Source organism: Syntrophobacterales bacterium (genome assembly GCA_031274925.1).
In the GTDB taxonomy this organism is placed as follows: Bacteria; Desulfobacterota; Syntrophorhabdia; order Syntrophorhabdales; family Syntrophorhabdaceae; genus PNOM01.
In genome coordinates, this window is record JAISPL010000041.1 from 1 (window position 1) to 13,966 (window position 13,966).

14 protein-coding genes and 1 tRNA gene are annotated in these 13,966 nt (G+C 48.3%); 10 read left to right on the forward strand and 5 right to left on the reverse strand.

What is annotated here, in order from left to right; all coding sequences use genetic code 11:
• Window positions 1-90: 90 nt before the first annotated feature.
• From LBQ00_07225 to LBQ00_07245, 5 genes are all read right to left on the reverse strand, one after another.
• A complete protein-coding gene (locus LBQ00_07225; GenBank protein MDR2018645.1) occupies window positions 91-972 on the reverse strand; it encodes a hypothetical protein in 882 nt (293 codons plus the stop codon).
• 817 nt (window positions 973-1,789) lie between these two features.
• Window positions 1,790-2,806 carry a radical SAM protein gene (locus LBQ00_07230; GenBank protein ID MDR2018646.1) on the reverse strand — a complete coding sequence of 339 codons (1,017 nt, stop codon included), beginning with the start codon at window positions 2,804-2,806 and terminating at the stop codon, window positions 1,790-1,792.
• Complete coding sequence (gene hemB, locus LBQ00_07235; protein ID MDR2018647.1) at window positions 2,782-3,768, reverse strand: porphobilinogen synthase; 987 nt, start codon at window positions 3,766-3,768, stop codon at window positions 2,782-2,784. The genes LBQ00_07230 and hemB overlap by 25 nt, the downstream gene beginning before the upstream one ends.
• Window positions 3,769-3,817: 49 nt before the next feature.
• Entirely contained in the window at window positions 3,818-4,999 is a 1,182-nt protein-coding gene (gene ahbC / locus LBQ00_07240) for a 12,18-didecarboxysiroheme deacetylase (protein ID MDR2018648.1), read from the reverse strand.
• Window positions 5,000-5,209: 210 nt separating this feature from the next.
• Window positions 5,210-5,497 carry a hypothetical protein gene (locus tag LBQ00_07245; GenBank protein MDR2018649.1) on the reverse strand — a complete coding sequence of 96 codons (288 nt, stop codon included), beginning with the start codon at window positions 5,495-5,497 and terminating at the stop codon, window positions 5,210-5,212.
• 118 nt (window positions 5,498-5,615) lie between these two features.
• Between LBQ00_07245 and LBQ00_07250 the strand changes: the two genes are divergently transcribed.
• From LBQ00_07250 to LBQ00_07295, 10 genes are all read left to right on the forward strand, one after another.
• Window positions 5,616-5,689, forward strand: a tRNA-Pro gene (locus LBQ00_07250).
• 79 nt (window positions 5,690-5,768) lie between these two features.
• Window positions 5,769-6,518 (forward strand): 5'/3'-nucleotidase SurE, encoded by a 750-nt coding sequence (surE, locus tag LBQ00_07255; protein MDR2018650.1) that lies wholly within the window; start codon window positions 5,769-5,771, stop codon window positions 6,516-6,518.
• Window positions 6,519-6,569: 51 nt separating this feature from the next.
• Window positions 6,570-7,049 carry a fructose-1,6-bisphosphatase gene (locus LBQ00_07260; protein ID MDR2018651.1) on the forward strand — a complete coding sequence of 160 codons (480 nt, stop codon included), beginning with the start codon at window positions 6,570-6,572 and terminating at the stop codon, window positions 7,047-7,049.
• Between the two features lie 82 nt (window positions 7,050-7,131).
• Window positions 7,132-8,457, forward strand: coding sequence for a tRNA (N6-isopentenyl adenosine(37)-C2)-methylthiotransferase MiaB (gene miaB, locus LBQ00_07265; protein MDR2018652.1), 1,326 nt, complete (start codon window positions 7,132-7,134; stop codon window positions 8,455-8,457).
• Complete coding sequence (locus tag LBQ00_07270) at window positions 8,454-8,951, forward strand: bifunctional nuclease family protein (GenBank protein ID MDR2018653.1); 498 nt, start codon at window positions 8,454-8,456, stop codon at window positions 8,949-8,951. Before miaB ends, LBQ00_07270 begins: the two co-directional genes overlap by 4 nt.
• Before the next feature lie 4 nt (window positions 8,952-8,955).
• Window positions 8,956-9,612: a histidinol phosphate phosphatase domain-containing protein gene (locus LBQ00_07275; GenBank protein ID MDR2018654.1), complete on the forward strand. Its 657-nt coding sequence runs from the start codon at window positions 8,956-8,958 to the stop codon at window positions 9,610-9,612.
• Complete coding sequence (gene hisC, locus LBQ00_07280; protein MDR2018655.1) at window positions 9,612-10,688, forward strand: histidinol-phosphate transaminase; 1,077 nt, start codon at window positions 9,612-9,614, stop codon at window positions 10,686-10,688. The genes LBQ00_07275 and hisC overlap by 1 nt, the downstream gene beginning before the upstream one ends.
• Before the next feature lie 43 nt (window positions 10,689-10,731).
• A complete protein-coding gene (cmk, locus tag LBQ00_07285; GenBank protein MDR2018656.1) occupies window positions 10,732-11,403 on the forward strand; it encodes a (d)CMP kinase in 672 nt (223 codons plus the stop codon).
• Window positions 11,404-12,228, forward strand: coding sequence for a 4-hydroxy-3-methylbut-2-enyl diphosphate reductase (ispH, locus tag LBQ00_07290; protein ID MDR2018657.1), 825 nt, complete (start codon window positions 11,404-11,406; stop codon window positions 12,226-12,228).
• A gap of 8 nt (window positions 12,229-12,236) precedes the next feature.
• Window positions 12,237-13,961, forward strand: coding sequence for a 30S ribosomal protein S1 (locus LBQ00_07295; protein MDR2018658.1), 1,725 nt, complete (start codon window positions 12,237-12,239; stop codon window positions 13,959-13,961).
• Window positions 13,962-13,966 lie beyond the last annotated feature (5 nt).

Below are 13,966 nucleotides of genomic sequence, written 5' to 3' on the forward strand. Positions count from 1 at the left end.
GGGTGAGGGCATCAGAAACATCCCTGTAGTCGGGGGTGCAAAGGGTGAAATAATCACCGCCGCTTTCGCCGCCTAATACCTGAATGGGGGTTAGCGACCAGTAATGGTCCCATCGCCCAGCTGACCACCACTATTACTTCCCCAGCCCCATACCGTACCGTCGTCTCTAAGGGCGAGGGAACGAAAGAGTCCCGCAGCTATGGTCTTCACATCGGATAACGCCTGCACGGGGATGGGATGAGAGAAGAAATCAGAGATCCCGTTGCCGAGTTCACCAAACATATTAAATCCCCAAGCCCACACTTTCCCGTCGCCTGCCAAGGCGAGAGTATGCTCTTCTCCTCCAGCCAGAGCAATCACGCCGGTGAAAATCTGCCCGCTGGAATCCAACATCTGCACTGGGGTAGGTTGATTAGCAGTATGCCCGTCGCCTAGTTCGCCGTACTCATTGTGCCCCCAGGCCCACACCGTGCCGTCGCTTGCAAGGACGAGAGAATGATCGTATGCAGCAACCAGAGCCTTCATGCCGGATAAATAACCCACGCCATCTTTGCCCTTCACACGCACAGGGGTCGAATGAGGGAGTCTATCAATGCTATTGTTGCCGAGCTGACCGTAATCATTGTGTCCCCAAGCCCATACCGTGCCGTCTCTGTCAAGGGCAAGGGAATGATCGCCTCCATCTGCAAGAGCAATCACATCGGATAAATAACCCACATTATTTTCGTCCTTCACCTGCACGGGTGCAGAGCGATTATTAGCGGTCCCGCCCAAACCGTTACCTAACTGACCGTATTCATTGCTTCCCCAGGCCCACACCGTGCCGTCGCTTTTTAAAGCTAGAGTATGTCCGTTTCCCCCAGCCAGCATGGGCGTTACGGAGAATGCTGGAGTCGCCGTCATTGGGGTAATGGTCAGCATGAGCACCGCAGAAATTAGCATCACCAAAAATACGTTTCTTCCGGTTTTCATCTTGAAACCCTCCTTTTCAGAACATTCAATCCCTGATATTGTGTGTTTCGTTTTTGAGTATTGTTTCACCCTGTATGCATAGAGTCTTGTCATATACCATAAGCCAATAGTATCAGCACGCTATAGGAAAACGCGTGCAAAGATATAAAGTGAAAGGTATCGGACTTGATCATCTGCAGATAACAGGGGTTTACCTCATTCTCCAATACGTGTTGTCCCGTCCGCTTCTCACGGGAAACCCCCATCACTACCTTGAATACCAGTTATTTGACCAAGGACTGCCAAAAAGTTGAATTGCCTGACGGTCCCCCTCCCTATATATTTTACATAAAAATTTCCGTACAGTAAAGGTTGGTTTGTGAATTTTGACGTTTTTAAAAATGTTTTCAAATTTTTCATTTCAATTATAACTCGAATGCAATGTGTTTTAACACATTCGAAAAAGTTCACTTGACAGAATAAAGAAACCTTTTGCGCTCAAAAGAACGCAGCGCTTTTCCTCAATTTTGTTATCCGCAGGTCCGGCATAACAAAACGACATACCTACGGCGGTGCGTTCATTGTCGTTAGTAGTAAGCGAAAAGATCCTCCGAGATATAGCAATAGAACAAAATTCCAGGAATATGCTGCTTTAAATACTGCCCGTCCACGTTCCCCGCGCAGGTAGCTTGCAATCCTTAAAATTGTGCGGCGCAGTTCCGCCCGCTCCTGTGCCTTTTATTATCAACCATATTTGGTTTTCTTTTTTTGGTCCTGTCGTTTTTAAGCTGTGAAGCGTTAGTGGTGAGCCATGCTCGGTCTGATCGTTTAACGCCTTCTATTTGTCCGTTAACCCATAAGAACAGTAGGGCTCCTCTTCCATAATGTCGTTTTTCGATTCATAGGCCCTCGCCCTGCAACCGCCGCATATTTTGAGATATCCGCAGCCGCCGCACTTGCCCTTGTACGATGCAAGCGTTCTCAGCGCGGCAAAAACGGGTGAGTCTTCCCACACAGCCTTCACTCCCGACTTCCGTACATCGCCTGATGCGGCCTCAAGATAACCGCAGGGCTGCGCTATACCTCTGTGAGAAATGAACATGAAACTTTTCCCCGCGAGACAGCCTGCGCTTTTCGGCATACCGCCTTTCTCCTTCACAATCCTGTAATAATGAGGAGCACACGTCACCTTCAGTTCCATTTCGTCTCTTTTCTCAATTTCATAGAGGCCTTCGAGAACGGACTCGTACATCATTGCGCTCAGCTCTTCGTTTTTGAGTCCCTCGCCCCGCCCTACCGGTACAAGCAAAAAAACATGCCATCCCACTGCACCGGTCTCCTTGGCCAGGCCGTATATACCCTCAAGGTTTTCCATGTTCAACCGGGTAACGGTCGTATTTATCTGGAAGGGAATTTCTATCCTTTTCAGGATCCTAGCGCCTTCCATCACCGCATCAAAGGATCCCTCAACCCCTCTGAAGCTGTCGTGGGCTTCTCTGTCTACTCCGTCAAGGCTCATGCTCACCCTCTTGATCCCCGACGCCTTGAGTTTGCACGCCTGTTCCTCATCAAGAAGGGTCCCGTTTGTGGCGATGACCATTCTGAGGTCCGATTCCGCGCCATAGCTAATTATATCGAAAATATCTCCCCTGAGAAGAGGTTCCCCGCCCGTGAGAATAATGGTAGGGTCAGAGAAGGATCGAATCTCGTCCATAATACCCACGCATTCGGAGAAGGTCAGTTCACCTTTGTAGGGACCTTTTGTTGCCGAAGCCCTGCAATGCACACAGTTCAAATTGCAGTTCCTCGTAAGCTCCCATGCTACCATTCTTAAAGGGAATTCTCTTTGAGCCATGCGCTTAAATCCTTCGCAAAATAGGTGATAATGATGTCAGCTCCGGCTCTCCTGATACTTACGGTGGATTCAAGAACCGTCCTCTTGAGATCGACAAGACCCTGCGCCGCAGCGTTTCTGATCATGGAGTATTCACCGCTCACCGAATAGGCGGCCAGAGGCATGTCGAAAGCATGCCTCGCCGCTGAAATTATATCGAGATAGAATAAAGCCGGTTTGACCATTATAATATCCGCGCCCTCTTCTATGTCTAATTCTATCTCACGGAGCGCTTCTCTCCGGTTGGGAGGGTCCATCTGGTAGTCCTTCCGGTCGCCGTACTGGGGGGCAGACTCCGCCGCATCCCTGAAGGGATTGTACAGACTTGATGCATACTTCGCTGCGTAACTCATAATAGGAGTGGAGTAATACCCGTTGTCGTCGAGAGCTTCCCGTATGGTCTTGACCCTTCCATCCATCATATCGGAGGGAGCCACCATGTCCGCTCCAGCCGAAACATGGGAAAGCGCACTCCGAGCAAGGAGCTTCAGAGTCTCATCATTGTCCACCACGCCGTCCTTCACGGCACCGCAATGGCCGTGGCTTGTATACTCGCACATACAGACATCGGTGATGACGAGGATGTCGTCGCCGAAGAGCTTCTTTACCGCTTTTACTGCTCTCTGGACGATTCCTTTCTCGTCAAAGGCCCCGCTTCCCATATCATCTTTTTTTTCAGGAATACCGAAAAGCAGAACTGCGGGTATGGACATGCTCACCACATCCTCCACCTCCCGTATCAGCCCCTCCACGGAGAACTGGAAAACACCGGGCATGGAAGGTATGGGGACCCTATCCTCCGTCATCTCCTTCACGAAAAGAGGATATACAAGGTGCTCCGGAGATATGGCAACCTCCCGGACAAGCCCCCTCAATTTATCATTCCGTCTCAATCTTCTCGGCCGTGTTACAGGAAAGGACACGTACACCCCCCTTGCGAGTATCGGACATACTCCTGTGGTCTATTTCGCTTCAGACGATCTCCTGTTCAGCGAGAAAGCATTGAGGATCCTCAGCCCATATGTCTCCAGTCATAGCCTCAGCCCTCACCCTGAAATTGCCTCCGCAGATAGGGAGCCATCTACACCTGGCACATCTTCCCTTCACGTGGCGTTTCTTCTCTTTTAGTCTTGCCATGAGAGGGTCTTCTGTATCCTCCCAAATCGTGCTAAACGGGCGATTCCTCACATTACCGAACGTATAATGCCTCCAGAACTGGTCGGCATGCACGTTCCCCTCTTCATCCACGCAGCCGATCCCCACGCCGGAGGCGTTCCCCTCATTCATCATGAGGAGTTTATAGACTTCGGCTGCCCGCTCTCTGTCTTCCTTAAGGAGCCTGAGATAAATGAAAGGACCGTCTGCGTGATTGTCAACGGTGAGCACTTCAATTTCTCTTCCTCTGTCAAAAGAACTCTTTGTCCGGTCCAAGATATAATCTACCACATTTCTCGTCTCGTCATGGGAAAGGTCTTCTTCCATAAGCTTCGAGCCCCTTCCGGCATACACAAGATGGTAGAAACAGACCCTGTCGATCCCCTCTTTCTCGATAAGGTCGAAAATAGCGGGGATTTCCTTATAGTTTCTTTTGTTTATGGTGAAACGGAGGCCCACCTTTATTCCTGCTCTCTTTGCGTTCCTTATACCTTCAATGGCCCTTTCATAGGCCCATTTTACACCCCTGAACGCATCGTTGACCTCTCCAATGCCGTCAAGGCTGACCCCTATATAGGAGAGGGAATGCCGGGAAAAAATCCGTGCTTTCTCTTCAGTGATGAGAGTCCCGTTGGTCGAGATAACAGCCCTCATTCCAAGCTTCACCGCATAATCAATAAGCTCAGACAAATCCTCGCGTAACAACGGCTCTCCACCTGAAAAGAGGATCACGGGGACTTCAAAGGCGGCAAGATCCTCAAGGAAAATTTTCCCTTCTTTTGTGGAAAGCTCCCCCTTTCTTTCTTGTTCCCCTTCGGCATGAGCATAACAGTGGATACATTTTAGGTTGCACCTCTTCGTTACATTCCAGACCACCACTGGTTTCTTGTCCTTCGAGAACTGAAGGAGATGAGAAGGCAGTCGTGAGGATTCACGTCCGTACCGCAATGGGTCAGAGGTTTCAACCGTACCGCAATATAGTTTTGAAACACCGATCACGCTGATATTTTGGCTTGAAATACGTAAAAAGTCAATGGTCCCCTGGGCGGACTCGTGTTGAGCTTTGATTTTATCGTTTGCTTGTCCGGATCAAAGCATGAAGACAAAAACATCCTGTGTGCAAGGAGAAGTAACTTCCGTCAGCTAACTCCAACTATCGGCAGCGTCTCTGTCCATAGCCATCCCTGGGGTTTTGCCCGGCCTTATACCCTAATCATCTCCAAGCTCGGATTCAAAATCTTCCTGATCATCTTCATCTCCCGATTTGCTACTGTCCTTATGGGTTGCTTTTGGAACCGGCGATGTCTGCGATTGTTCAATTCCGCTCGCCCCGGGGGTGACGGTCCCAGACTGCAGTGTGTCTTCCTGCGTCACATCACTCCCTTCATCGCCGGTTCTCTTGGAGCAACCGACAGACATAAAGACCATGAGAAAGACAACCAAGAGCGTCGCAACTACTTTCCGTGTCCTCAATTTGCTCTGTAGAGATTTATCCATAAAATAAGTTTCTCACCATTCTGCCGTATTTGCAACAAAAAAACCGCCTGATAAGGATAGGAGGTCCACGCTGAAACTGCTGGACTTTTTCGAAAATTTTCTATAGAATGTTTGTCATCGGGGCGTAGCGCAGTTTGGTAGCGCACTTGTATGGGGTGCAAGTGGCCGCTGGTTCAAATCCAGTCGCCCCGATTTATGATGATAAGCGCTGCATAATGCCCTTTTCTTTTAATTTTAGCCTTTCCGCCGCTAAATTTTCAACAGGTGATCTGTGTTGATCCTTTTATCGAATGACGATGGCGTCCACTCCGCCGGTCTCACCGCCCTGAGGGATGTTTTCCGCGACAAGCACACAGTCTACGTGATAGCCCCCGACCGAGAGCGGACATGTGTGGCCCATGCCATCACCATTCACAAGCCCTTGAGGGTAAATGACCTTGGAGACAACGTGTTTTCCACCAGCGGCACTCCGGCAGACTGCGTATATATCGGGGTAAGGACATTGCTTCCAAGGCCGCCCGACCTTATCATCTCGGGGATCAACAGCGGGGCGAACATGGGACAGGACGTCAACTACTCCGGAACCGTTGCCGCCGCAAAGGAGGGTGCCTTACTCGGGATCCCTTCCGTTTCCGTCTCAATGAATGGGAGAAGCAATTTTTTCTTCACCGAAGGGGCGAAAATTATAGAGGAGATAGCTGACCTCATCATGCGCCGACCGCCGCCGGAAGGTACGTTTCTCAACATCAATATCCCTAATATCCCCCATGGGCAGATATCTGGTTTTATGGTGACAAGGCTCGGAAAAAGAATATATAATGATAAAGTGACGGTGCGAATTGATCCAAGAGGAAGCAGGTATTACTGGATCGGAGGAGACGGAGAGAACTACGAACCCATCGACGGCACCGACTTTTTGGCGATAGAAAAAGGCTGTGTCTCCATTACTCCTCTGGGTCTCGATACTACGAGCGAAAGCTCAATTGAGATATACAGAACATATTTTAGAAGGCACGGATGAAGACGACTTTATCCATCATTAAAGCTTATACCAGCAACATCAGGGGACCACATCAAACCGAACCCCCGTTTGTTCAGGATAGTGGAAGGGTACATGAGGAATGAGAGAAGAGAGCCTATCTGCGACTTTTTCGTCTGCCACACCGGAGATAACATCGCCGCACTCTTCAATTATAGCCTAGAAACAGAGGATGAGGGAGTTCATAAACTCACCTGGAACGCTTTTACCGCTCAGGCTAAGATCGCTAAGAAGCAGGGTTTTTCTGGCGCAGGTCAAGACCTTCTCAAAAATTCCTTCTTCGGCAATATGAAAGGTATGGGACCCGCCACATTAGGCCTTACCCTTTCGACAGATATGGCCAATGAGTTCAAGTTCGTCATGATGAATGCTAATTATACGGAAAGAGACCTGTTGATTGAGCGAACGTCCCTGAAGAGATGTACGACATATACGACATGTTGCCCTATTCCGAGCTCAAATATAGAAGGATCGCAAAGAAGATGGAAAGGCTTTAGCCTCAATTCAAAGTGAGGGGTTTAAAGCCTGTAAAAAATGAGGCCGAAGTGGTGAGGCGGCAGGTTCCCTCACCACTTGCCGCTTTGGGGAATAAAGAATGAGGTTCTACATAGAGACTTTCGGGTGCCAAATGAATGACCATGACATGGACAAGATGGCTTCCATTCTTATAAACGACGGCTACGAACGCATTGGCAACCTGAATAATGCCGATGTGGTAATTGTAAACACATGCGCCGTACGCGAAAAAGCGGAACAAAAGTTTTACAGCCTCATGGGACGTTTGAGGCTCATGAAAAAAAAACGTAAAATGCTCTTAGGTATTACCGGATGCATCGCCCAGATGGAAAAAAGCGGCATAAAAGAAAGGTTGCCTTTCATCGACTTTTCACTAGGTCCGTCAAATATCCACAGGATCGGGGAGGCCATTGAACACGCCTCCAGAAAGCATACCTTTCTTGATTTTTCCGATAATGAACATACAGTCCCTCTGTTTTTCAAAAACGGTCATATAGATGGCGGCATAAAATCATATATTACCATCATGAAAGGGTGCGACAATTTCTGCAGTTACTGCGTAGTGCCCTATGTGCGTGGACGAGAGACGAGCAGGGAGAGCAAAGACATCATTGAGGAGATACAAGACGTAGCCGGACGAGGTGTAAAAGAAGTGACCCTTCTGGGACAGAATGTGAACTCCTATAATAAGGGGCAAAACGATCTCTCCTTTCCTCAACTCCTGGAAGCCATAAATAATATTCTGGGGATCCAAAGGATCAGGTTTGTCACGTCGCACCCCAAAGACCTTTCCCATGAACTAATTAGATGTTTCGGCTCTCTGGAAAAACTCTGCGAGCATATCCATCTTCCATTCCAGTCAGGCTCCGACAGAATCCTTAGCCTTATGAACAGGAGTTATACCGCCCGAGAATATGTGGATAAAATAGACCTGCTCAGGGATAAATGTCCCGGGATCGCGATAACCGCAGACTGTATCGTAGGATTTCCAGGTGAAGATGAGGCGGCATTTGCCGACACCATGAAACTGGTGGAAGAAGTGAAGTTCGACGGTATATTCTCCTTTGCCTATTCGCCAAGGAAGTCGACAGTCGCGTCGACCCTCCCTGACGCGGTGCCCAGGGATGCGAGCCTTGAGAGGCTTGCCGCCTTGCAAGATCTGCAAAAGAGAATAACATTGAGCAATAACAAAGCTCTGGAAGGGAAGAGGGTGGAGGTCCTCACGGAAGATGTCAGCAAGAATTCAGATGAAGACCTTATGGGAAGAACGAGAACTAACAAGATCGTCAACTTTAAGGGAGACAAGAAAAGTATGATAGGTAAACTGGTCATGGTAAGCGTGGTAGAAGGCTACGCAAATTCCCTGAAAGGTGAAAAACCGGAAATAGAAGGAGGTATAGAATGATGAAGGAGATGAGAGTAGCGGGAATCACCGTAGATCCTTTCACCAATACGCCGATCGTGATCCTGAAAGATATTGAGGAAAACGAAGCCCTTCCGATCTGGATAGGCCTTCTCGAAGCATCAAGTATCGCGACCGTTATTGAGAATATTCAAACCCCAAGACCCATGACCCACGATCTTTTGAAGAATATTCTAGACAGGCTTGAGGCGGAGGTGGTCAAGATAGAGGTGAATAACCTGAAAGACCACACATTTTATGCACTGCTCCATGTGAAGGCGAGGGATGAGAAGTTCACTATCGACTCGCGGCCCAGCGATGCTATTGCCATTGCGCTCAGAACCGGAGCGCCTATATTTGTGGCAGAGAGCGTGATAAAGAAGGCGACAAAAACAGACTTCCAGCAAAAAGGTGACAAAGTGGTCACAGAAAGTACGGATTTAGAAGACCTTCTGGAAGGCCTTTCGCAGGAAGATTTCGGCAATTATAAGATGTAATGCTATGATAGATCTCCATACCCACTCACTCTTAAGCGACGGCGAACTTGTCCCTTCGGAACTAATCAGGAGGGCAAAGGTAAAAGGATACCGGATGATCGGCATTTCGGACCATGTGGACATCTCAAATATCGAGAAAGTGGCCGGATCCATGCTCAAACTATCTGAAAAGATTGAGAATTATGAGGATATTACCGTCTTGCCAGGGGTCGAGATAACCCATGCACCAAAGAGGGTGATAAAAGATCTGATAACCTTCGCTAGAAGACTAGGCATATTATACGTGGTAGTCCACGGAGAGACTATTGCGGAACCGGTGGAAGAGGGCACAAACAGGGAGGCTATAGAAGGCGGCGCGGACATCCTTGCCCACCCAGGCATTATATCCGAGGAAGATATGGAGCTTGCCAGAAAGCATAACGTCTTTCTCGAAATAAGCGGAAGAAAAGGTCATTCTTTTTCGAACGGTCATGTGGCGCACCTAGCGAAAAAAATAGGAGCAAGATTGATCTTCAATACGGACGCCCACAGTCCTTCCGATCTGGTGACGGAGGAACAGGCCAGAAAGGTGGTAATGGGCGCCGGGCTTTCAGCGGATGATTTTTATGTAATGCAGGAAAACGCAATGGAACTTGCGAAAAGGACACTTGGTAAGAAATAATGAGTTTATTTATCGACAATACCATAAAGAAGATACCCCACTACCCCAAGGCAATGATGTACGGTCTCGAAGAGGGTTGGACACGACTTGCATCAAATGAGAACCCCTATCCCCCTTCTCGGAAGACTCTGTCTCGCATCCTTGACGCACTCCTTGATATAAACAGGTATCCCGGCGGAGAGGAGAATCTGAAGAGGTCCATAGCCGAGTTTTATAAGGTCAGACCTGATCAGGTAGTCCTAGGCGACGGGTCAGATGAACTCATAGAAATGATTCTGAGGGCGCTGAAATACAAGGAAAAGAGCAAAGTAATCATCTCCAATCCCTCATTCCCCTTCTATGCCATCGCATCGGCCATTTACGGCTACGAGGTGGAAAAAGTCCCCCTTGTAGATATGAAAATTGATCTCCCCTCCATAAAGAAGGCCATTGACAAACGGACGAGGGTCATCTTCCTCAATAACCCCCTTAACCCTACAGGTACCGCCTTTGAAGAAGAATCGTTCCGGATTTTCTGTCATGACCTACCTTCGGACATCCTGATAGTAGTCGACGAGGCTTATGCGGAGTTTTCGGAAAACCCTAAGTTTCCCGATACTTTCTCCTACATCGGTAATCATCAGGTGCTCGTGCTTCGCACGTTCTCAAAAGCCTATGCCCTTGCCGGACTCAGAGTCGGTTATGGAGTAGGCGAGGCACCTCTCGTTTCATACCTTGAGCGGACCAGGCAACCATTCAGCGTGAACGAGCTTGCCCTAATCGGCGCAAAGGCGGCACTGGAGGACAGGGGCTATCTCGCGAAAATCCTCATGAATAATCGAAAAGGTAAAGAGTTTCTGCACAAGGCATTGCAGGGCCTTTCGCTGGAATGTGTTCCCACGGAAGCGAACTTTATCCTTTTCAAGATAGGAGATCAGGCGGAAAGTACTGTGAAGAGGCTGTTTGAAGAAAAAATTCTGGTAAGGTGGATGGGCGCATACACACTTCCCGGTTACGTCCGAGTATCAATCGGCACGCCGGAGGAAAATACCCGTTTTATAGAAACCCTTAGCCGGATACTGAAGAACGGGAAGTAGGAATCTCCATTCTTCATAAATTCCATTGGACAAGTTGACGGACATGGCGGACGGAAAGAGTAAAGACCTGATTATCACCATAGATGGACCGAGCGGGTCCGGGAAAAGTACTGTCGCAAAGATGCTTGCAAAAACACTCGGCTATACGTATATTGACACGGGCGCAATGTACAGGGGTGTGGCATATGCATACATGAAGGCCGGGGAACCGACAGATCTGAAAGTATTTCTCGATGACCTTCCTCTAAGGTTCGAGTTCGGCGATGGGACAAAAGTATCGCTCAACAACATTGATATTAGCCGTGAAATCAGAGAGCCAGGCGTCTCCCTGAGTGCGTCAAGTCTTTCCAAGGACAGGGTAGTAAGGGAATATCTATGGCATATTCAAAACAAGCTAGGACGGAAAGGCAGCGTTGTGCTGGAAGGAAGGGACATGGGCAGTGTCGTGTTTCCTGACGCTCACATAAAATTCTACCTTGATGCAAATCTTTCCGAACGCGCGAGAAGAAGGTATCATGAACTCTCTTCAAAAGGCATGGAGCAGGATTCCGGTTCCGTGGAAACTGAAATGGTCAAGAGAGACAGGAGCGACTCAGAGCGGGATATCGCTCCTCTTGTAGTGCCGGATGGAGCGATCCTTATTGATAGTACGGGAATTAATGCGGAACAGGTCGTGAGCCTGATGATAGACCGTATCCCTGGGGCAGGCGCTTAGGTGGAGGTCACTAAGACTGAGCACTCGGGATTCTGCTTCGGTGTGAAAAGGGCCATCAACATGGTAATCAAGGAACTTGACGGCACTCCCGGAGGTCTCTATACGATCGGTCCCATAATTCATAATCCCCAAATGGTCAAGATGCTTGAGGAAAAGGGCGTAGTCCCCATTCGCGATATTTTTGGAGTAAAGGAAGGTACGGTGCTCTTCAGGACTCACGGGATCAGCAAAGAAGAAGAGGATTACATAAAGAAGAACGGAAAACTGAGGGTAATAGACGCCACATGTCCTTTCGTGAAACGGGTGAGGAAGCACGCCCTCTACCTGGAGAAGAACGGCTATACTGTCGTAATCGTTGGGGATAAAAACCATCCTGAAGTGAAAAGTGTGTTGAGTTATTTACATAATGATGGTATTGTATTACATCAATCAATGCCAGTCCGAGCGAAAAAGATCGGTGTAGTGAGTCAGACTACACTAGACGCAGAGACCTTTACTGGCGTGGTGAGCGGACTTGTAGAAGGGACTGAAGAAATTAGGGTTTACAATACAATTTGCGAGAGCACACAGATCAGGCAAAAAGAAGTGGCGGCCCTTTCGTTATCTGTCGATGTTATGCTGATTGTGGGCGGCAAGAACAGTTCCAACACAACCAAGCTTTACAATATAGCAAAGCAGATTCAGTCCGGCACATATCACATAGAGACTGAAGAAGACTTGAGGCCTGAATGGTTTTCATGTGCGAAGAAAGTAGGGATAACAGGGGGAGCATCTACTCCTGACCTTATAATAGATTTGGTGGAGAGGCGTGCAAAAAACTTCTAGGGGGTCATATGGTAGAGACAGATACTCTTGATACATCAGCTCAGTGCGAGAACACCATAGAGGAGATGAAGGAACTCTACGAGACTTCCCTTAAGAGTCTGCAGGAAGGTAATATCCTTAAAGGCAAGATAATAGATATAAACGGCGATGCGGTCATCGTGGATGTTGGATTGAAATCTGAAGGTAAAGTTTCTACTTCCGAGTTTACCGCGAAACCGGGCGAGCCGGAAGTACAGGTGGGGGATGAAGTCGAGGTTATGGTCGTGGGCAGAGAAAGGGAGTTTGGCCTTCTGCTTCTCTCCAAACAAAAAGTGGACAGCATCAGGGTCTGGACCAATCTGGATAAGGCGGTCGAAGACGGTACTCCGGTTGAGGGAGATATTATATCGGAGGTAAAGAGCGGATTCATGGTCGACTTGGGTGGCGTGCACGCTTTCTTGCCCATCTCTCAGGTCGACGTGAAACCGGTAAAGAACCCTGCGTCTTTTGTGGGAAGGAGCCTGAAATATAAAGTACTTAAAGTTAACAAACGGAAAGGGAATGTAATCGTCTCAAGAAGAATATTGATGGAGGAAGAAAGAGAAAAGAAGAGACAGGAATTCTGGAAAAACATTAAAGACAGTCAGGTCATTTACGGTTTCGTCCGGAATATCACCGACTACGGGGCTTTCGTAGACTTGGGGGGCGTTGATGGCCTCCTCCATCTCAACGATATCACATGGGGCAGAATAACTCATCCCAAGGAATATCTGAGGGTCGGGGACGAAGTGAAGGTAAAGGTGCTTACCATTGATCACGAAAAAGAGAGGATATCGGTAGGCGTCAAGCAGCTTAAGGTGGACCCGTGGTTGAATATTGAAGAGAAGTACCCCGATGGAGCGAAAGTGAAAGGCAAAGTGGTCGGGATAGTAAACTACGGCGTTCTTGTGGAGCTTGAGCAGGGTGTCGAAGGACTTCTCCACGTGAGTGAAATGAGCTGGGACAAAAAATTCAAGAACCCAGGTAAACTCGTGAACAAGGGAGACTGGGTAGAATTGGTCGTTTTGGGCTTTGACAAAGAAAGAAAGCGTATTTCCCTGGGAATGAAACAGTTGCTGCCCGATCCGTGGGAGGAACTGTCCGCAGAATACCCAGCAGGCTCTACGGTAAATGGGAAGGTAAAAAATTTCACCGACTTCGGTATGTTTGTGGGTATAGGGAATGGCATCGACGGACTGGTCCACATATCTGAGATCTCGTGGTCCAGAAGAAAGAAAATCGTTTCCGAGACTTACAAAAAAGGGATGCCGGTGGACGCTCTCGTCCTCAGTGTGGATAAGGCAGCCAAAAAGTTTTCCCTCAGCATAAAAAGATTGAAAGATGACCCCTGGAAAGGGTTGGTGACGCGATACCACACCGGAGATGTAGTTGAAGGGTACGTCACAAGTATCACCAGCTTCGGCGTTTTCGTGGAAATAGAAGAGGGAGTGGAAGGTCTTGTACACCTCTCTGAAATAGAAGATTTTCAGAACAAAGACTTGGGGGACATCTTCAAGCTTGATGATACTATAAAGGCTGGCATCCTGAGTATTGACGAGAGAAATAAAAGGATCGGTCTCAGCATAAAGGTATTGAACAAGACTGAGGAAGAAAAGACGACAGAAACCTATACCAAGGAAGAGACGGCATTCTCAACTCTTGGGGACGCATTTGTACGGGCAATGAACAGAGATAATCCGGATCATTCCTTATAGGGTTG